The 19,232-nt window shown below is 62.5% G+C and carries 19 protein-coding genes; 10 read left to right on the top strand and 9 right to left on the bottom strand.

Translation table 11 applies throughout. The annotated features are described in order from the left end of the window. The 5 genes from FHS48_RS08125 to FHS48_RS08105 form a co-directional block, all read right to left on the bottom strand. Nucleotides 1-1,695, bottom strand: a complete 1,695-nt coding sequence (locus tag FHS48_RS08125; protein WP_184263065.1) for a GTPase — start codon at nt 1,693-1,695, stop codon at nt 1-3. Further along, nucleotides 1,692-3,188 (bottom strand): GTPase domain-containing protein, encoded by a 1,497-nt coding sequence (locus tag FHS48_RS08120; RefSeq protein ID WP_184263064.1) that lies wholly within the window; start codon nt 3,186-3,188, stop codon nt 1,692-1,694. The genes FHS48_RS08125 and FHS48_RS08120 overlap by 4 nt, the downstream gene beginning before the upstream one ends. 98 nt (nt 3,189-3,286) lie before the next feature. After that, nucleotides 3,287-3,640 carry a YkvA family protein gene (locus FHS48_RS08115; protein WP_184263063.1) on the bottom strand — a complete coding sequence of 118 codons (354 nt, stop codon included), beginning with the start codon at nt 3,638-3,640 and terminating at the stop codon, nt 3,287-3,289. A gap of 216 nt (nt 3,641-3,856) precedes the next feature. Continuing rightward, nucleotides 3,857-4,870, bottom strand: coding sequence for a helix-turn-helix transcriptional regulator (locus FHS48_RS08110; RefSeq protein WP_184263062.1), 1,014 nt, complete (start codon nt 4,868-4,870; stop codon nt 3,857-3,859). Beyond that, nucleotides 4,867-5,094 carry a hypothetical protein gene (locus FHS48_RS08105; RefSeq protein WP_221443426.1) on the bottom strand — a complete coding sequence of 76 codons (228 nt, stop codon included), beginning with the start codon at nt 5,092-5,094 and terminating at the stop codon, nt 4,867-4,869. Before FHS48_RS08105 ends, FHS48_RS08110 begins: the two co-directional genes overlap by 4 nt. Nucleotides 5,095-5,173: 79 nt before the next feature. On the opposite strand from FHS48_RS08105, the gene FHS48_RS08100 reads away from it, so the two are divergent. The 3 genes from FHS48_RS08100 to FHS48_RS08090 all read left to right on the top strand — a co-directional run bounded on the left by FHS48_RS08100 (nt 5,174) and on the right by FHS48_RS08090 (nt 7,571). Then, nucleotides 5,174-6,298: a DUF4062 domain-containing protein gene (locus FHS48_RS08100; RefSeq protein WP_184263060.1), complete on the top strand. Its 1,125-nt coding sequence runs from the start codon at nt 5,174-5,176 to the stop codon at nt 6,296-6,298. A gap of 164 nt (nt 6,299-6,462) precedes the next feature. Next, complete coding sequence (locus FHS48_RS08095) at nt 6,463-7,191, top strand: GntR family transcriptional regulator (protein ID WP_184263059.1); 729 nt, start codon at nt 6,463-6,465, stop codon at nt 7,189-7,191. Nucleotides 7,192-7,286: 95 nt separating this feature from the next. Further along, on the top strand, nt 7,287-7,571 hold the full coding sequence (locus FHS48_RS08090; RefSeq protein WP_184263058.1) for a PqqD family peptide modification chaperone: 285 nt from the start codon (nt 7,287-7,289) through the stop codon (nt 7,569-7,571). 262 nt (nt 7,572-7,833) lie between these two features. Here the strand turns inward: FHS48_RS08090 and FHS48_RS08085 are convergent, their stop codons facing one another. Then, nucleotides 7,834-8,730, bottom strand: coding sequence for a bestrophin family protein (locus tag FHS48_RS08085; RefSeq protein WP_184263057.1), 897 nt, complete (start codon nt 8,728-8,730; stop codon nt 7,834-7,836). Between the two features lie 309 nt (nt 8,731-9,039). Here FHS48_RS08085 and FHS48_RS08080 point away from each other — a divergent pair, with 309 nt between their 5' ends. From FHS48_RS08080 to FHS48_RS08070, 3 genes are all read left to right on the top strand, one after another. Continuing rightward, nucleotides 9,040-9,723, top strand: coding sequence for a PH domain-containing protein (locus FHS48_RS08080; protein ID WP_184263056.1), 684 nt, complete (start codon nt 9,040-9,042; stop codon nt 9,721-9,723). Between the two features lie 227 nt (nt 9,724-9,950). After that, the gene (locus tag FHS48_RS08075) at nt 9,951-11,108 is read left to right on the top strand and encodes an AAA family ATPase (protein ID WP_184263055.1); all 1,158 of its coding nucleotides are present in this window, start codon (nt 9,951-9,953) and stop codon (nt 11,106-11,108) included. Continuing rightward, a complete protein-coding gene (locus tag FHS48_RS08070; protein WP_184263054.1) occupies nt 11,105-11,827 on the top strand; it encodes a hypothetical protein in 723 nt (240 codons plus the stop codon). Before FHS48_RS08075 ends, FHS48_RS08070 begins: the two co-directional genes overlap by 4 nt. Before the next feature lie 117 nt (nt 11,828-11,944). Here FHS48_RS08070 and FHS48_RS08065 read toward each other — a convergent pair whose 3' ends face one another. Next, the gene (locus FHS48_RS08065; protein ID WP_184263053.1) at nt 11,945-12,877 is read right to left on the bottom strand and encodes a LysR substrate-binding domain-containing protein; all 933 of its coding nucleotides are present in this window, start codon (nt 12,875-12,877) and stop codon (nt 11,945-11,947) included. Between the two features lie 163 nt (nt 12,878-13,040). On the opposite strand from FHS48_RS08065, the gene FHS48_RS08060 reads away from it, so the two are divergent. From FHS48_RS08060 to FHS48_RS08050, 3 genes are all read left to right on the top strand, one after another. Continuing rightward, nucleotides 13,041-13,460 carry a VOC family protein gene (locus FHS48_RS08060; protein ID WP_184263052.1) on the top strand — a complete coding sequence of 140 codons (420 nt, stop codon included), beginning with the start codon at nt 13,041-13,043 and terminating at the stop codon, nt 13,458-13,460. A 384-nt stretch (nt 13,461-13,844) separates the two neighbouring features. Beyond that, nucleotides 13,845-14,801 carry a 2-hydroxyacid dehydrogenase gene (locus tag FHS48_RS08055; protein WP_184263051.1) on the top strand — a complete coding sequence of 319 codons (957 nt, stop codon included), beginning with the start codon at nt 13,845-13,847 and terminating at the stop codon, nt 14,799-14,801. 311 nt (nt 14,802-15,112) lie between these two features. Then, nucleotides 15,113-15,538 (top strand): organic hydroperoxide resistance protein, encoded by a 426-nt coding sequence (locus FHS48_RS08050; RefSeq protein ID WP_184263050.1) that lies wholly within the window; start codon nt 15,113-15,115, stop codon nt 15,536-15,538. Between the two features lie 83 nt (nt 15,539-15,621). On the opposite strand, the gene FHS48_RS08045 is transcribed toward FHS48_RS08050, so the two are convergent. Then, nucleotides 15,622-15,966: a DMT family transporter gene (locus FHS48_RS08045; RefSeq protein ID WP_221443425.1), complete on the bottom strand. Its 345-nt coding sequence runs from the start codon at nt 15,964-15,966 to the stop codon at nt 15,622-15,624. 239 nt (nt 15,967-16,205) lie between these two features. Between FHS48_RS08045 and FHS48_RS08040 the strand changes: the two genes are divergently transcribed. Next, nucleotides 16,206-17,021 carry a substrate-binding periplasmic protein gene (locus tag FHS48_RS08040; protein ID WP_184263049.1) on the top strand — a complete coding sequence of 272 codons (816 nt, stop codon included), beginning with the start codon at nt 16,206-16,208 and terminating at the stop codon, nt 17,019-17,021. Between the two features lie 209 nt (nt 17,022-17,230). On the opposite strand, the gene FHS48_RS08035 is transcribed toward FHS48_RS08040, so the two are convergent. Next, nucleotides 17,231-19,222: a zinc finger-like domain-containing protein gene (locus FHS48_RS08035; RefSeq protein WP_184263048.1), complete on the bottom strand. Its 1,992-nt coding sequence runs from the start codon at nt 19,220-19,222 to the stop codon at nt 17,231-17,233. Nucleotides 19,223-19,232: the final 10 nt, after the last annotated feature.

Below are 19,232 nucleotides of genomic sequence, written 5' to 3'. Positions count from 1 at the left end.
TTACTTCCCGGAATGTTTAAGGGTGTCTGCAAGAAAAGCAACTTCAGACATCTGCTCCTTGTAGGTATCAGCCTGCTTTGCCAGAGAGTTACAGATAAACTGTATGTTCTCCCGGATTGCCGATTGCAGGGGCGGCTGTAATTTTTCGAGGATGTCTTTTTTTGTTTTTTTCCAGTCGAAGGAGGAAAACCTGCGTTTCTGCTCAGTTCCTGCGAGTGTTCCGCCGATCGTGCTGCCGACGGCAGAGCCTGCCAATGCTGCCAGAGGGTTGACAAGCATGCCCGCAACCACCCCGACGAGAGAGAACAGGCCAGACCAGAATGACCCTGTTTTTTCTTCATAGGCGACATAGTTGACAGTGGGGGTGCAGGCTTCCGTGGAGGTCAGGGTGACGGAGAGCATGGTGGCTTCAGAGGCCCGCTGGAAATAGTCCGCGAGTCCCTCCTTTAGGATCTCTAGGGTGATTTTGGGCAGGGCGGCGTTCAGTTCCGTCTGGAACCGTTCTCCGGCCTTTCTGCTGTCAGTTTCAGCGTCGGCATTGATCGCGCCGATGATCCTGTCGATTTCTCCCTCCAGACGCTGGGCGGCCTTGAGGGACAGCTGCGGCGTCCGTCCCAGCAGATCCTGCATGGTGTCTTCGCACAGGGCGATCTGGCGGGAGAAGAAGGGCAGGAGCTTCTTGTCGATGACCTGGGTGACCTTTGCGGTATGCCCTTTCATCTGGGTCAGGGCTTTTTCCTTCTTATAGGCTATGGCTCGGTCGGACAGCGGCAGAAGCTGCTGGTACAGACGGTCAAACCCGGCGGCGGTCATCGCCGATGGGGTACAGCCTTCTTCCTGGGCCATCATCGCCGACAGGGAAATGGCTGCGGGGGGCTTTTCGACGCTGATCTTCTCGCCTGCCAGGGCCTTCAGTGTTGCGTCATTGACGTACTCTTCCTGTTCCCGGCGGTTGTCGTCAGATTTGTTAGCAATGCTGGAGACCATTTGCCCATCGACTTTTTTCCATGCCCGTGTGTCACTTTTGGTAATGACGGGCTGGACCGGCTTGGACATCTGCAGTTCTTCGGACAGGGCTTTCAGCTCCTCCACCTGTCCGGGGGAGTTGGAACCGGTCAGCCACATCAGCCCATCGGCGGCATCGGTGTAGCGTTTGGTCAGGTCGCCGTTTTCTGCGGTGACGGAATGCAGGCCGGGGGTATCCAGCAGGGTGATCAGGCCCCCCAGATCGGCGATCTGGATGGCGGCGGTGGTTTCGATGCTGCCTTCTTCAAACTCTCCGGCCAGAGGGACCCGCTTATTATTCTCGATCCTGCTGCGGGTGACGACAAAGCCGCAGGCTTCCGCCCGGCGGCAGAAAAAGTTCAGGAAGCTGCTCTTCCCGGCGTTGACCTTGCCGAAAACCAGAAAAATCAGGCGGTCATCAAAGGTGGCGCTCAGGCTGCGGGCCGGGCTTTTGGCTTCCCAGTCTTCCTGCCACTCTTTCATCTCCGCGGCGATGGCCCTGTAAAGCTGTTCCGCATGATCGGCGATCGGGTCTTTTCTGGTGTCCCCGTTGCCCTGACTCAGCTCCGTCAGGCGTTGTTCCAGCGCCTTAAGCTGTGTCAGCAGGGTGGTTTCCTGTGTCTTGACGGTTTTGCGCAGGGCGGTAAACCGGCGGGCGCTGTCGAAGAAGGTCTGTTCCGGCGTCATCATTCTTTCGTCCTGCGCGTCTTGAGGTCGTTTGCGGTGGATGTAATTTGATTAAGGGTGGAAGAGAGGGACTGTATCTCGATGATGGCTTTCTGACTTCTGTCGCGCTGGTGCGCCAGTTGGCTGATGGTGGTCTGGGCCACCAGCTTCCAGGCGTCGTTCCATTTCTCCCGGCGCAGAGTTGCCCTGTGGGCGGTGGCCGTCTGCGCCTGCAAGGCGGCAATCAAGGCATTGATGCCGCTTTCTTCAACAAAGTCAGGAGATTTGAACCATGCCGAAGAGGTGAGGCTGACCGGGATGTTCAGGCCGCTTTCTGACAGTTGCTCAAGGATTCTGTCTTTGATCCTCTGGACATCCCGCTGATCTCTCTTTTCGTCGATTTTGGTCACGACAAGGTGGACTGATGTGTCGGGGGAAGAGGCCAGATGCTGGAGGGCCGTGATCTCTTCCTGATCCAATTCCCCGGCCGTGCAGTCGTGGAGAAACAGCAGGACGTCGGCTTCCACCGCCGCTGACAGGGCTGTGGTCTCGTCTTCAGGCCGCCCCCCGGCGAAGAGACCGGGGCTGTCGATGAACATCATGCCGTGGGCGGATTTCCTCTTGATCTCCTTGGTTTCGGGGATATCGCGGACCTTGAAACAGTCATCTTCCCCGACCAGTGCATTCCCAAGGGATGACTTGCCGTTGTTGTAGGCCCCCAGCAGGATGACGCTGGGGGGCCGGAACGGATTGTGCTTCGGTTCGGTCAGGACCGTAAGGGCATCGGACAGGGTGACAGGGGCTGTTGCCGCCTTGCTGGCCTGCTGGGAAAGTGCTTTGTAGGCGGCAATCGTCGTTGTTAACGATAGCCCGAGGAGGGGGGGAAGACCTGACAGCAGGGCATCGAGCATGGGAGACGGGGAGGAGGGCGGCACCGGTTTCAGGCCGACGGCGTGTTGCAGACAGGATATCGCCTCAGGGGAAAGCGGTTCCTGTCCCGCTTCAAGGGCGGGGATGCGCTCCTGAAGCCAGGAGAGGATGTTGATGGTCTCCTCCGCCCTTTTCAGGCGCTTCGACAGATCTTTTTCGACAAGTATGCTGTCGAACAGAAAGACATCCGGGGCTTCGTGATAGGCTTCGACAATCTGGGCGGGGGAGAGGAACGAGGGGGAAGCCCTGTCTGTGGACAGGGCAGACGACAGGCGGCGGGTCATAAAGCCCGTGATCGCGTCGATGCTGACCAGATCCCCCGTTGACAGTTGCGGATACGGGGCCTGCAAGTACAGACTGCGGGCGAGTTCATCAATCTCGGTGTCGCTGAGGTTCAGGAGCAGACCGCTATTGACCACCGAGATTTCAGCCTTCAGGGCTGCCACGGCAGCCTGCTCGCTGACCGGCCGGGAAGGCTTTTTGTCCCTACCGCCCTTTTTGTCTTTATCGTCCTTGTCGGAAGAACTGGCAAGCAACGCCACCCCCGCCATGACGGCTCCCACGCCCAGAAGAATCGGCAAAACCATGGTGCTGCTCTTTCATACCCGCTGGTTGCAGGCAGGCCCGTTCTGGCTGCCCGGTTTTATTAGGTCGGGGGAGTTGTCACCCCCGCCCGGGATGGGTTTTACTCAAACCATTCCTTCGCCTTGGCGGTGGCCTTGGCGCGGATGTCGTCGGTGATGTACTGGTTCAGCAGGGCGAGGGCTGCGGCGACGGCGGCAAGGTCATCGGTAAAGCCAACGCCGGGCAGCACATCGGGGATCACATCCAGCGGCATGATGAAGTAGCCAAGCGCCCCGAGGATCACCGCCTTGGACGCTGCCGGAACCGCGTCATCCTCCCACAGGTAATACAGTTGCAGCGCTTTCTCGACGAGTTCCCGCCCGGCATCCCGGGCATAGCCCTTCAGTTTTTCCCAGAATCCGGTCTCGCTGTAGGCATCGGTGAAGGTGCTGGTGTCGGGGGTTTTATCGGTCATGGCGGAACTCCGGTCCTGATGGAAGAGGGGAAGGGGAAGGCTGTTCTCAGAACATGAAGATCATGTAGCGCCTGCTGCCGCAGTGGGGGCATCTGACCTGCTCAGGTGGCATCTGTTCGGGCCGGATCAGCCAGCGCAGCAGAACGGGCACCGGGTTGAACATTTTATGGCAGTCCTCGCACCGGTGTGTCTTGCCGTCCTTGGGGGCTACAACCATCACGCGCTCTCCTGTTCCGGCAGGGGGGTGTCTTCCAGCCGGGCGCGGTCGCCGAAGCTGCGGACCCAGGCCTTCAGTTCTTCTTCACTGGTGGTGGTGACGTGCAGGGTCAGGCTGCCGTCGGTGTGGCTGGTGATGGTCTGGTCGTCACTCCAGATCCGGTCACGGACATAATCGGCGGCCGGTGCGGCGATCCACACCGCACAGCGGCGCGGTGCATGCCACTTCAGGCCGAAGTGGCGGTCCCGCATTCCGTCGTCTGCCGCCTGTGGGCGCAGGTATTCCTGCTTCAGGTCCACAGTCCGGATGCGGTGCACCGACAGGGTCATGCCGTATTCCGGTTGCAGGGTCCCCTCCGTCAGGGCATCCCCCAGCAGGTAGAGGGTGCCCGACTGCACCACAATCCGCCGTGGTATCAGCCGGTGCCGTCGCGGGGCATCCTGCCCGGCGGCGTGGTAACCGACCACGCAGACCTGGCCGCCGGTAATGGCCTGCCGCAGGGTTTTCAGGGTCTGCGCGTGGGGGATGTAGTCGATGTACCCCTTGCTGCGGAAGGTCATCGGCCAACGCGGGGCCGCCGTTTGCGTGGGGCCGCCGTAGCCGGGGCCGCCATCGCTGAGGGTGATGGCCAGCTGGGGCAGGGCGCTGCGGGCCTGTTCGACCGTCTGTTCCGGCAGGTACGGCGCCACCTGATCGACCCATTGGGCGAACAGGTCCACAACATCCGCCAGCCCCTGCAAGGGGTGCGGGCGGGTGGTCCGCAGGCTGTGGGTTGGCACCCGGTCCTGCTCCCGGGTCTCCGTCACCAGAACGCCATCGCCCAATTCCTGATCCAGCGTGTGCAACAGGCGGCGCACAGACTCGCTGGAGCAGTCCAGCCGCTCCGCCAGTTCCTTCTTGGTCAGCGGGTGCCTGCTGGTCTCAAGGATCCGGTAGAGGGTGATGATCCGTGCGGTTGCAGTCTTGTCGGGGCTTTTTCTCGGCATGGTCCCGGTTGTGTCATCTGTCATCATTCAGCCTCGGGATCATTGCGAATGACGAGGGTGAATACAATCAAAATGAGGAGACCGCCAATCGTAACGGCAACGACCGGAGAAAGGGTATAAAGCCAATAGAAAAAGATACATAGCCCAAGGAAAGCCCCGGCAACCAGCATGCGGATTACCTGCGTGATCCACAGGGCAACGGCCATCAGGCCAGCCAATCCAGCAACAAGGGAGAAAATGAGGTAAATCAAAGCACCCTCCGGTAGATTTTTTGTGGAAGAGCCGATGCACTCTTGATCGCATGGCAGCTCCTCAAAAACCGTGGAGGGGGTGAAAAAAGTTGAAAAATCTTACTGGCCCGTCACGGTGTTTCCTGCCGCCCGCCGTCACCGGCCAGTTTGGGGCGGGCCAGTTTGGGAAGTGCCTGACGGCACTGTCAGCCTGCGGGTTTTACTGAAACCGGACGACTTGCGGTGGATGTCTGCGCTCTGGCGAACAGGGGGAGGTGTCGTGGATAAGAAATTTCAGGTGTTCATCAGCTCGACCTTCGAAGATCTGAAGGAGGAACGGCGGGCGGTGACGGAGATGATCCTGAATCTGGGGCATATCCCGGTGGGGATGGAGCTGTTTCAGGCCTCGGACGAAAGCCAGTGGGCGCATATCCAGCGGCGGATTGAAGACTGCGATTACTATCTGGTCATCGTCGCGGAACGCTATGGGTCTGAGGTGAAAGGCAAAAGCTACACCCAGATGGAATACGAATTCGCGGTGAAGACCGGGGTGCCGGTGGCGGCTTTTCTGCTGGATCCATCCGCGCGCGGGAACTGGCCGCAAAACCGGACGGAGCCGGAGAAGCGGGCGAAGGTGGATAAGTTCCGGGCTGTGTGCGGCAGGAAGCTGTGCAAGTTCTGGAAGACGCCGGACGACCTTGCGGCAAAGGTGGCGTCATCGTTGCCGGAACTGATCCGGGTGGCACCCCGCAGGGGCTGGGTCCGGGCTGATCAGTTGCCCTCGGCTGCGGTGACGGACGAACTGGCGCGGCTGTCGGAGGAAAACCGGAGCCTGCGGGAAAGGGTGGAGGCCTTTGAACGGCAGGCGGGTGGGGTGCAGGTGCCGCCGGAAATTATGGCGAAAATGAAGTATGCAGAAAACAATTTTGGATTTCCATTCTCGCATGATCAAATGAGAGTTAATGCTATGGATTTGTTTATATTAATTGATAACGTATTTTATGGAAAATTTAGCATAAATAGTTTTCATGAGTTTTTGCAAAAAAATGGAATAAACAATAAAGATGTAAGAAGATATATAATTTCAGAGTACAAAAGACTTGGTCTTGTTAATGATTTAAATGATGGAATTTATTATGTATTAACTAAATTTGGCGCTGACATCATCATGTATTACAGGCTCCTTCAGGCCGAAAAACAGCAACAGATGGCCCTTCAGCCCTGACCGAGAGTGTGAGAGGCCGCGCCTCTCACGCGGGGGAGCGGGGGCAAGGCCCCCGTCATCCGGCCCTTCCCACCACTCCACCCCCCCCGCTTGCCCCACCCCCGCCGCCGCCTGTATCCTGCCTGTCGACACACCACCCCCCTTTTTCACGGCGGCAGCATCCCATGGCGCGTTCCCCTTCTCCTCCCCCCTCCGCTGCCCCTGTTGACACCCTGCCGGAGCGGAAGCGGGGGGAGGGGGCGCGGGTGGTCTATGACATCCTCCGCGATGAAATCATCGACCTCGCCCTGCCGCCGGGCAGTCCGCTGGATGAACAGCAGCTGTCCGAACGCTTTGCCATGTCCCGCACCCCGGTGCGGGAGGCGCTGGTGCGGCTGGCCTGCGACGGGCTGGTCACCACGCTCCCCAACCGTTCCACCGTGGTGGCGGTGATTGATTTCCTGAATCTCCACACCTTTTTCGATGCGCTGACGCTGATGTACCGCGTCACCACCCGGCTGGCGGCGCAGATGCACACCGCCGCCGATCTGGAGGAGATCCGCGCCCGGCAGGCCGCTTTCGCCCGTGCCGTCGCCGGGCACAACGCGCTGGAAATGATCGCCGCCAACCGCGATTTCCACGTTGCCATCGCCGAGGCCGCCCGCAACCCCTATTACCTCAGCCTGTTCACCCGGGTGCTGGATGAAGGGCGGCGGATCCTGCGGCTGTATTACTCCGCCTTCGAAGACCGCCTGCCGCCGCAGTATGTTGAAGAGCATGACGCCCTGATTGCCGCCATCGCCGCCCGCGATGTGGCGGCGGCGGACCGCCTCGCCACCGCCCATGCCGACCAGATCGTGCAGCAGATTCAGGCCCTGATCGCCCGTGACCGGCGGCAGGATGTGCCGCTGTAAGCCGGAGGCCGGGCGGCTGTGCGTTTACAGCCGGGGTATCCCCGTGCCATAACCGGGCCCGCTTTTCTTCTGCCATCATAGGTACGGGTGTCACTATGGCTTTTTCAACTGAAACGGTTTTTGTCCGCAGCCCCAATCCGCTGACCACCGAAATTGATGGCGAGCTGGTGATGATGGATGTGACCAGTGGCCGCTACTTCACCCTCGACCGGATCGGCACCGTCATCTGGGGCCATCTGGAAACGCCGGTCTGCTTCGGCGACCTGTGCCAGAGCCTGACCGAACGCTATGATGCCCCGGCGGACACCCTCGCGGCTGATGTGGCGGCGCTGCTGACCAGCCTGCGGGATGCCGGGCTGGTGACCCTCCGCAGCGCGTAACCGCGCCACCCTTACAGCAGGATGCCGTCCACCGGCTCGGCGGGGGCCAGTTTTTACAGCAGAATGCCGTCCACCGGCTCGGCGGGGGCCAGTTTTTACAGCAGAATGCCGTCCACCGGCTCGGCGGGGGCCAGTTTTTACAGCAGGATGCCGTCCACCGGCTCGGCGGGGGCCAGTTTTTACAGCAGGATGCCGTCCACCGGCTCGGCGGGGGCCAGTTTTTACAGCAGAATGCTGTCTACCGGCTCGGCGGGGCCAGTTTTTACAGCAGAATGCCGTCCACCGGCTCGGCGGGGGACGGCAGATCGGTATCCCCCAGTGCGCCGCGCAGGATGCGTTCCACCGCAATCGCCAGCGCGGTGATCGGCAGGTCGTTCGGCAGGATGCCGAAGGGCTCTTCCAGCTCCTCGCTCAGGGCATCCAGCCCGAACAGCGTATAGGCCACCACTCCGGCGGCCAGCGGCGTCGCCAGCCCCAGCACATCGGCAAAGCCAAACGGCAGCATGAAGCAGAACAGATAGGCGGTGCGGTGCAGCAGCAGCGTGTAGCCAAACGGCACCGGCGTGTTGCGCAGCCGCTCGCAGGAAGACAGCACGGCGGAAAGCTGCCCCACCGTGTGGTCCAGCAGGGTGAATTCCACATCGGAGAGCACCGGGGCCGGGGCCGCCCGCAGCGCGGCCAGCGTTTCCCCCATCCGCAGCAGCGGCTGGTCGGGGTGCGGCCAGTCGGAGGTGATGGCGTTCCCCGGTGTGTCGGTGCCGCGCACATGGCGGGCCAGCGCATGGGCAAACACCACCGCCTGCCGCAGCAGGGTTTCCCGCGCCCGCGCCCCGGTGGCACCACGCGGGGGCAGCAGCAGGGTCTGGCGCACCAGATCGCGGCTGACCGTCACCAGATGGCCCCAGATCTTCCGGGCTTCCCACCAGCGGTCGTAACAGGCGTTGTTGCGGAACCCCAGAAACACCGACAGCGCAATGCCCACCAGCGCAAACGGTGCCCCGTTGACGGTGGGGATCAGCCCCGGCGCATGGGCGTGGCCCAGCACCACCGCCAGCGACAGCGCCATCACCAGCCCGACCTGCGGCCAGATCTGTTGCACCACCGATCCCCGCACGATCAGAAACAGCCGCAGCAGCCCCGGTTTGTCACGCACGATCACGGTGGGGAAGTCCTTGTATAGAAGAGAAAATGGCCCGGTCCGCCACTATGGCCCGCCCCGGCCGGGGCCGACCACTGGGGCCACACGCAGGGCAGGGCTGCGCCGCAGGCGGGGCCGGAACACCGCCGGGTGAACTTTCTCAACGATTTTCTTAACTCTTTGGGGCATAACGGATCAGGGAATGGTGGGGCAGAAGCCCTGCGGATGGACAGAAAACAGGCCGGTGCCGGGCGCGGAATTGCCGCCGGGCGGCGCTGGCGTATGCTGGTCCGGGGCCTTCCCGGGCCATCCGCAGACAAGGGGCACAGCGTGGCCAGCTATGTTCGGGAATCCCTGCTCGACGGGGAAAAGATACTCTACGAAGGGGCGGTCAGCCTGTGGGCGATCCTGCCGAAGCTGCTGGCCGGGCTGCTGCTGCTGCCGCTGTTCGGCTATGGGCTGGTGCTGTGGATGTCGGCCAGCGTCTATTATTCCTCCACCGAGCTGTGCGTGACCAACCGCCGCGTCGTCGCCCGGCTGGGTCTGGTGCGCCGCCGCACCGTCGAATTCCACATCGCCAAGGTGGAAAGCGTGCGCATTGAACAGGGCCTGTGGGGCCGCCTGTTCAACTTCGGCACCATCACCGTCACCGGCGCCAGCGAGGCCGGGGAGGCCGTGAAGGGCATCGAGAACCCGGTGGCCTTCCGTCGCGCCCTGTTGCAGGTGCAGGAAATCGTCCTGCGCCGCAGCGGGGCCGCCGTCGCCCCCGCCCGCGCCCGGCTGGAAGAACTGCCGCTGCCCCCCGGCCCGCCGCTTCAGAAAGACCCCGCCCCGAAACGCCCGCCCGCCCCGCCGCAACCGCCGGTGCGGCAGGTGGAACGCGTGCAGCAGGCCCTGGGCCGCGCCGAAGATGAAAGCTGGCTGGAAGAGGCCCCGGCCCGCCGCCGCCCCGCCGCCTTCTCCCCCGCCGCCGCCGCTCCCCGCCGGGGACCGGAACCGGGGGAATGGGATTGAGGGTGCTGCCCTGAAACCTGTTCCGCTGGCTTTGCCAGCAGACGTAAGAACCGCGCGGGCTCTGCCCGCACCCGCAAGGAGGCGCGGCCTCCTTGACCTCTGTTTTGCGGATGATTGGGATTTGTTCCGGTCGTGATGCATGAAGGTCGTGCATCCACTGTTGATCGTAGGCAGGGCCCTTTGCATTATGCGGTTTGGGCATGTCCCTGTGATTTCGGAGTTGCGCGATGATTACGCGTATTTGCATTAGAAATTTTAAATCTTTGGCGGATGTGACGTTTTATCCCTCTCACTTCACCTGCCTGATCGGGATGAACGGGGCCGGAAAAAGCACCCTGTTGCAGGCGATGGACTTCATTTCTCAGCTCATGAAGGGGCGGATTCAGGATTGGCTGGATGCCAGGGGTTGGAAGAAGTCTGATTTGAATTGTAAGCTTCTTAGAAAAAGAAATATTTTTATTTCTGTTGATATTGATTTTGGTAATGGGTTTCCCATTACATGGTGTGGTGATTTCAATGTAAACTTGATGAGAATGACAAATGAAATGATAATTGATAAGGGGGAGCCTATTTTTAATGTAATTGACGGTCATTATTGGATCAGTAAAGATAGAAGTTTAAAAATTGCTTTTGATTATGAAGGCTCTATTTTTTCCGTCATGAAACCTGAAGGTCTTCCGAGGTATATTAAGGAGTTGCGGTCTAAAATTATAGATATCGGGTCTCTGGAATTGCTGTCGCCGCATCTTCTTCGCAAGAAGGCGCGATCAACCGAGGCGGGTATTGGGGTCGGCGGGGAAAAGCTGTCGGCCTATCTGGGGACGTTGTCGCCGGAAAAGCGGGGGCGTCTGGCTGAGGCATTGCGTGCTTTTTATCCACATCTGACAGACCTCAATGTCTCTTCACTGCGGGCTGGCTGGAAAAAGCTGGCGGTGCTTGAAGAGTTCGGCGGGCGGCGTCTGGAAACCGAGGCAGCCCATATGAATGATGGGATGCTGCGTATTCTGGCCGTTCTGACACAGCTTGCGTCAGGTCGGTCAATGGTTCTGCTGGACGAAATCGAGAATGGCATCAATCAGGAACTGATTGAAATACTGGTCGATACTTTGGTCCACTCCCCACATCAGACCATGGTGACAACCCACAGTCCTTTGATTCTTAACTACCTTGATGACGTAGTGGCGAAGCAGGCGGTTCAGTTCGTCTATAAGACGCCGGAGGGGGAAACCCGGGTCCGACCCTTCTTCAGCCTTGACCGGATGGCAGAAAAGCTGCGGACCATGGGGCCGGGGGATGCCTTTGTTGATACCGACCTGAAGCGGTTGACCGAGGAATGTATTGCCCTTGACCGGGAGGAGATGCGAGGGGCGGAGATCGAAAAATGATCCTGCTGCTCAGTGGAGAAGGGCCGACGGATCTTGGGGCGTCGGATGCCGGTGTTTTCACTGCCGGGCCAATGACGGCATTGCTGCTTGGGTTGCTGGAGCCCTTGATTGGCTATGACCTCGAAACATGTCCGGATAGCCTTGAATACGTTCATAAGACGGTCTTACTTGAGGACGCTGAACAGACCAAGGGAGGCTCTGTTCCACGGTTCCGGGGCAAAAAAGCCGGGGCAGAGACACGGTTTTTCTATGATAATGCAAGGGCTTTTGGGAGACTGGCGAAGAGAAAAGCCGAAGAAGCCTGTGATGACGTGATCGCAGTATTTTTCCGGGATACGGATGGAACTGGCCGCACAGACCCGGGTGAGTGGCGCACCAAGCGGAAATCTGTCCATGATGGATTCAACGTGGAGGGCTTTTCGTCTGGTGTCCCGATGCTGCCGCAGCCGAAGTCTGAGGCGTGGCTGCTGTGTCTGTTCGGGGCGTGTCCTCATTCGTCCTGTGCGTCGCTGGAAGAGGAGCTTTCAGGCAACGATGCGTCTCCCAAGTCAGCAAAAAGCCAACTGATTGCTTTGCTTGGGGAGGAGTGCTCCGGGCCGGATCTGGCAGATCGTGTCAAAGCGGCACTTGGGGCTATCGAAAAACTGAAGGATATGCCCAGCTTTGCGGCCTTTGAAGATGATTTAGACGGTGTCGTCCAAGCAATTCTCCGGCAATAAACCCTGAGGTCAAGGAGCCTGAGGCTCCCCCAGTCATAAATCCTGAGGTCAAGGAGCCTGAGGCTCCTTGTGGGGTGTGGGGCAAAGCCCCACGGCTCCCTTCAGGCCCCGCCACCCTCACACCTCCATTCCATCGGCGGCGACTTCTTCGCGCAGCCAGTCGCAGAAGGCGCGGATGGGGCCGCTGTGTCCGGCGCCGGGGGCGTGGAGGAGGGCGTAGGGTTTGCTGCGGCGGATGACGTGGGGCACCGGCTGGATCAGCCGCCCGGCGGCGACCTCGGCGCGGGCGAGGAACAGGGGCAGCAGGCCGCTGCCCATCCCGGCGGCGATGGCTTCGATGATCATGAAAAAGTGCTCGAACGACGGGGCGTGGGTCAGGTCCGGCTCCGGCTGGCCGGTGGCGGCGCACCATTCGGCCCAGCCGTCGGGGCGGGTGGAATGGTGCAGCAGCGGCTGGCGCAGCATCAGGGCCAGATCGGCGGCGGGGTCGCCGCGCAGGGGCAGGGCGGCGGCAAGGGCGGGGGCGCAGAACAGGCCGACATCGTCTTCCATCAGGCGGTGGGCGTCGGCGGTCGGCCACGGGCCGCTGCCGTTGCGCACTGCCACGTCCACCGGGTCGGTGCGGAAGTCGATCACCGCTTCGGATGAGGTGACATCAACCAGCACATCCGGGCAGCGGGCGCGGAAGCGGTGCAGGCGCGGCACCAGCCAGCGCAGGGCGAAGGTGGGCAGCACGTTGACCCGCACCAGCCCGCTGTCGCGGCGGCGGCGCACGGCGCGGGAGGCGGCGGCGATCTGTTCCAGCGCCCCGCGCACCTGCTGGGCGTAGGCCTCGCCGGTGGCGGTCAGGCGCAGGGCGCGGCCGTGGCGGTCAAACAGGGCGGTGCCGAGGTCGTCTTCCAGCGTCTGGATCAGGCGGCTGACCGCGCCCTGGGTGACGTGCAGCTCCGCCGCCGCCAGCGTGAAGGAGCCATGGCGGGCGGCAACCTCGAAGCAGCGGATGGCCTTCAGCGACGGCAGGCGGTCAGTCGGCGGCGGGGCGGGCGGCATGGTGGGGTCCTTTTGAGGGGATATATTCCTTTTTCTCATTTAGAGGGGATTTAATCTCGTTTGTCCATCCATGGCGGCCCTTGCATACTGGCGGCACAGAAGATGCGTCGGCCTGAGAAAAAATCATTCCAGCCGAACAGACCGAGAGAGAAGGCTGTCTGCGATGACCATTACCCCGTTCCATCTGGCGTTCCCGGTTGATGACCTTGATGCCGCCCGCAAGTTTTACGGTGGCCTGCTGGGCTGCGAAGAAGGCCGCTCCAGCGACGAATGGATCGACTTCAGCCTGTTCGGCCACCAGATCGTCGCGCATCTGGCCCCGCCGAAGGAAAAGGGCCCGCACCACAACCCGGTGGACGGCCACGATGTGCCGGTGCCGCACTTTGGCGTGGTGATGGAGTGGGATGCCTTCCATGCGCTGGCCGAGCGCCTGACCGCCGCCGGGGTGAAGTTTGTGATCGAGCCGTACATCCGCTTTAAGGGCAAGGTCGGCGAGCAGGCCACCATGTTCTTCTACGATCCGGCGGGCAACGCGCTGGAATTCAAGTCGTTCCGCGATATGTCCCAGCTGTTCGCGAAGTAAGGTTTCTGTGATGCCTCCGGTCCGGGTGATGCCCGGGCGTTTGCCGGGTGCCTCCGGCGGGCGGTCCTGACCGTCGCGCCGGGGGAACCCACCCCTTCCGGCGGGGTTTCCCCCGTTCCCCCCCCCTCACCGTGGCGGTGTCTCTGAGTCTTTGGCCGCCCCGGTGCCCGTCGGAAGTGTTCCCAGCCTTATGGGCCGTCGGTCCGGGTGCCTCCGGTCACGGCCCACTTTTTTTGTCCGGCGGTTCTGCTGTGGCGTTTTGTTATTTTCTTCTGCTTTTCTAATGTCCTAATGTTCTGTAGCTGTGGTTTTTTCTTTTGGTGTTCCGGTCAAAAACACGGATAGTTCCATCGCTTTTACGCATGGATACATAGGAGAAGCGTAATGTCCTCCCCCTCCCGTCCGTTGCTGTATGTCATTTCCGGCGGAGACGATCCCGGCCAGTGGCGGGGCGTGTTTTCCGCCCGCTTTGGCGATGCGCTGCGGGTGGCGGTGTGGCCGGAAGCGGTGGACCCGGCGGCGGTGGAGTACATTGCGGCGTGGTCGCCCCCGGCGGCGGCCAGCTTTGCCGGGTTTGCCAACCTGAAGGCGGTGTTCAACCTCGGGGCCGGGGTCGATAAACTGCTGGCCCGCCCGGATCTGGACCCCGCCGTGCCGATTGTCCGCCTACAGGATGCCGGGATGGCACCGCAGATGGTGGAATACGCCCTGTACGGCGTGCTGCGCCACCAGCGCGACTTTGACGTCTATGCGCAGGATCAGGCGGAACGGCGCTGGCAGCCGCGCCTGCCGCGTCTGGCGGCGGAGACGCGGGTGACGGTGCTGGGCATCGGGGCCATCGGCGGGGCGGTGGCGGTGGCGCTGGCCGGACTGGGCTACAGCGTGCGCGGCTGGAGCCGGTCTCTGCGCAGTCTGCCGGGGGTGGACTGCCGGGCCGGGGCCGATGCCCTGCCGCTGTTGTTGCCGGAAACCGATATTCTGATCAGCGTTTTGCCCTCAACCCCGGAAACGCGGGGGATGTTCAACGCCGTCACGCTGGGGGCGCTGCCGGCCGGAGCGTCGTTCATCAACTGCGCCCGGGGCGATCAGGTGGATGAGGCGGCGCTGCTGGATCTGCTGGACAGCGGCCACATCCGCATGGCGCTGCTGGATGTGTTCCGTACCGAGCCATTGCCGCAGGACAGCCGCCTGTGGAGCCACCCGTGCGTGGTGGCAACCCCGCATGTGGCGGCCAGCACGCTGCCCGGCCCGGCGGTGGACCAGATTGCCGACGGCATCGCCGCGCTGAGCGCCGGGATCAGCCCGCTGCCGGGGCAGGTGGACCGCAGCCGGGCCTATTGAGGCGCGGGGGACGGCGGAGCAAGGGGGGCGCGCCCCTTGCTCCGTCACGGGGAGTGATGGCGAAGATTTACAGGCGGCCAAAAAAAATTGCTTGACGATATATTGCGCACAATATAAAAACAGATCCACGGACGCTGTGGATGCGATCCGCTGGCTTCCGCCACACTGTTGTAAATCCGGACTCCCCGGTCCTGCTGTCTTCCGGCGTTTCTCTGCTGTTCTGCCGCCACCCTCCGGTGGCTTTTTCCCGACCATAATAATTGCGTGCAATATAATTTTGCACAATATCTCATCAGAAAAGGATGATCCCCATGAGCCTCGATACCGTTCTGTACCGCGCTACTGCTTCTGCCACCGGGGGCCGCGATGGCCGGGGCGTCAGCGACGACGGCCAGCTGGATCTGCGCCTGACCACCCCGAAGGCGCTGGGCGGTGCCGGGGGCGAGGGCACCAACCCGGAGCAGCTGTTCGCCGTCGGCTACAGCGCCTGCTTCATCGGTGCCCTGAAGTTTGTTGCCAACCGCGATAAGCTGACCATTCCGGCGGATGTCAGCGTCACCGGCACCGTCGGCATCGGGCCGATCCCCAACGGCTTCGGCATCGAGGTGGAGCTGAAGATCAGCCTGCCGGGCCTGAGCGCCGAGGCCGCCCGCACGCTGGTGGACCGCGCCCACATCGTCTGCCCCTATTCCAACGCCACCCGGGGCAATATTGATGTGACCCTGACGCTGGTTTAACCCTTAAGCCCCACACAGCACAGCGCCCCGGCAGGGTCTTCCTCTGCCGGGGCGCTGTTGCGTCCGGGGTCCGGGGCAGGGGCTTACCCCTCGTTGCCGACCAGCTTCAGGCCGATGACGCCGATGATGATCACCCCCATGAAGGCCAGCCGCTTCAGGGTCAGCGGGTCGGCATGCAGAATAATGCCCGCCGCCACCACGCCGACCGCGCCCAGCCCGGTCCACACCGCATAGGCGGTGCCGACCGGAATGCCGCGCATGGCAAACGACAGCAGCAGCATGTTGGTGGCGGTCAGGGCGATCGAGGCCCCGATGGTCAGCACGCCGGGGTTGGTCTGGGCGGCCTTCAGGCTTAACGCCCAGGCGATTTCGGTGAAGACGGCGATCAGCAGGACAATCCAATGAATCGAGGGCCAATGGATAGACATAGCGGTGGCTCCTTAAGGCCGGTCCGTTACGGGCTCGGATCGGTCAGAAGGATCAGGCCACCGTCGGAAACCCGCGAGAGACGGCGCGGGCGGGGTGATACGGCAGCAGGCCCGCGCCGTCAAGGGGCGGGGGAACGGCGTGGGGCAGGGAAACGGGGGGAATTAGGCCGATGGTGTGGGTATACCCCTATCGCCGGGACGGGTACACTTCAGTCGGATCGGGGGAGGATGGGGCGATCATGAATTGGATCCGGACGGTGGTGGCGGGACTGTTTCTACGGGGTGCCCCCCTGACACTGGTGCTGGTTCTGGTGTTGATGGCTCGGCTGGCGGCGGCGGAGACCGTGACCATTGCCGCCGAGGATGCCTTCCCGCCATGGTCGTTGCCCGACGGGCGCGGTGCCGGGAACGAGATCGTGCAGGAAGCCTTCCGGCGGCAGGGGGTGACGGTGGAACTGGCGGTGGTGCCCTATGCCCGCTGCCGCCGCGCCGTCATCACCGGCGATGTCGCCGCCTGCCTGTCGATGGGGGCCAACGAGGTCACCCGGCGCGACGTGATGCTGCCGACCCCGTCGCTGGCGCAGATCCGGGCGGTTCTGGTCACCGATGGTGCCCGGTCGCAGGCGGCGCTGCCGGGGTGTGATCCGGCGCAATGGCCGCAGCGCCCGCGCATCGGCATCGTCAACGGCTATGAATATCCGGCGGAATGGGACCGGATCGCGGCCTCGGGCCGGGCGGAGGTGGTGACGGTACAGTCCGACAGTGCCGGGCTGCGCATGCTGGGGGCCGGGCGGCTGGATGGCATGGTGCTGCTGTTTGACCAGCTGCGCACCCCGGACGGGCTGATGCACCGGGCCGGGCAGAGTTTTCCGCTGTCGCAGCTGTGCCCGCTGGGCGGCATCACCACCTATCTGGGCTTCAGTGCCAGCCGCCCGGACAGCGCCGCCCTGCTGCGGCGGTTTGAGGACGGCTACCGTGCCCTTCAGGCCGACGGCACGCTGGACGCCATCCTCAGCCGCTGGCGCGACCGGGAGGATGGCCCACCGGGGCACTGAGGCGGCGGGCGGGCCTCCTCACACCCACGGCTGCGGCAGGCCTTCGGCCTCGCAGGTGGCAATCACCACCGGGTTGCGCATCATCCGGTGCAGGAACGGCCCCAGCGGCTGAGCATGAACAGGGTGTAATCCACCAGCGTCAGCTCCGCCCGTTCCCGCGTGCCGACCGGCGGGGCCAGTTTTGTCCGGAGCGGTGTCAGGGGGGGGCGTCATTGCGGAGACAGACCCCAAACGCCAGCCCGGGCCTTCCGGGCTTCGGCCTCGGCAGCACTCAGATTGCGGCGGGCCCCTTTCTGCACTTTGGCATATCCGGCCATCACGATCACTTCGGCAAAGTCGGCTCCGGTCTCGGTCTGGCAGGTGTACCCGGCCCCCGCAGGCGTGCAGCGCAGGGGGCCGACGACTGACAGATACTGTCGCAGCCCGGCTTCCGTCACCGGATGGTGGACAGCGTCCAGCCCGCTTAAGGGGACACGGGTCCCTTCGATCTGCACTGTTGCAGTATCGATCAGTGTTGCCGAACCACTGAGAACAGCCGGGCGGGCAGTGCTGGAGACCGGGCCGGGAGCGCGGGTTGCGGCCGGGGACCGGGCTGGCGGGGTCAGCGCCGGAGCGGGCGCTGGCATCAGGGGGCTGATCGGCGGCTTTGGGGGGAACAGGCCTTCAAAGATCTTGACGTCGTCGGGCGTGAATTGCGACAGCAGCTCGGCCGCTGGGGCGGTAATGGATTTCATCTGCTTGGAAGCGACGGTTGATAGAGTCCCCAAAGCAATCACCAGCCCCAGCACCAGCAGCGCCGGTTTCCATTCCTGCATCGGCCCCCGGTATTCCTGTGGAACGCTGCTGCGGCGGTACAGGGTCAGGGCGCAGCAGATGATGCCCCCGGCCACATACGCTGCAAGTCCGGACAGGATCCAGATTTCGTCGTTTGGAAACAGGGTTCTATGGTTGCCGACAATAAACAGCGCTGTCACCATGTATAGGCCGATCAGTGTCCACAGGTCGGCGGCATAACGGGGGCAGACCCCTTTCTGTAGTTTGACAATGTCATTCCCGGCCCCTTTGGCCACGTCGGGAGAGACCAGATCGTGCGCAACAGCGCTGAAGTTTTCCGCCGGAGGAACCTTCGGGGCTTTTGCATTCTGGCGCAGCATTTCTTCCAGCAGGGGGACCTTGCGGACATTGTCCAGCACCTTCAGCCGCTCTCGCCGGCGAAAATACTCGACCTTGGAAAACTGCCTGATCCCGTCTTCCAGCAGTTCATCCAGAATGGGGGGGGGATTCAGGTATTGCGCCGTGGGGCCAACCCCCCAGACTGTCCAGCAGGACTGTCTGGGGGACGTGACCGCCATAAAGGTGACGGTTGCTTTGCCGCTGAAGCGCCGGATCACCGTGGCCGGTCCGGAGGCTTCCGGCGAGCGATCGGTAAAGCAGGGAAAGGCACGGATCACCGTATTGGTATCCGTTTCAGTCAGCAGGGCCTGACATCGGGCGGAAGTTTCCTCGCTGCCGCAGTGGCTGTAGGCCGGGGTGGCATAGGCCTCGACCTGTATCCAGTCGGTCAGCAGGCCGGTGCGGTTACAGGTGCCGCAGGCTCGCCACCCGCCAGAGCAGTTGCTGCATATCCGGGATGCCCGCCGTGGCTGCTGCTGGCCATTGACGGTTTCGTAGACGGTTTCTGTGATGGTTCCGAGGCCATGGCAGGTGGTGCAGGCCACCCGACCGTCTCCCCAGCAGTTTTTGCACTCATGGCAGTGACTGAATGCTTCGGTGACAAGGTCATTGATATGGCTGGCCGGGGTCAGAACGCCCTTTTTCTGCTGTGCCAGCCGGTCGAGCAGAATTTTGGCGGCCTGACCGTCCAGAATCTGGTCGGCAAAGTTCTGGGCCAACCTGCTCATCCCGGCAGCGGAGGAGGCCTCTACCGTTCCGCCGGTTTTATTCCCGGCGGTGATGCCGCTCTCGCTCCGGATGTTGACCGTCCAGGTTTCGGTCACTTTGACAGTACCGGTGTCGGTCCCCTGATCGGTCATCGTATATTGGCCCGGGTCTCCGCCCGTGGCGCTGATGCGGTCGCGGATGTCGGCAGACAGGTGCGGGAAGCGCCAGTCATCGGAGAGGGGGGGCTCCTTCTCCTGAAAGCGGGGATACCGGGACAGGCGGACGGTGGGGGTAGAAATGGACTGGCTGGTCTGTGTCACGGTGGCTTAA

Source organism: Novispirillum itersonii, from assembly GCF_014205675.1.
GTDB lineage: Bacteria > Pseudomonadota > Alphaproteobacteria > Rhodospirillales > Rhodospirillaceae > Novispirillum > Novispirillum itersonii_A.
The sequence above is the reverse complement of the archived record's forward strand: the minus strand, read 5'-3'. Positions and strand labels throughout refer to the sequence as shown.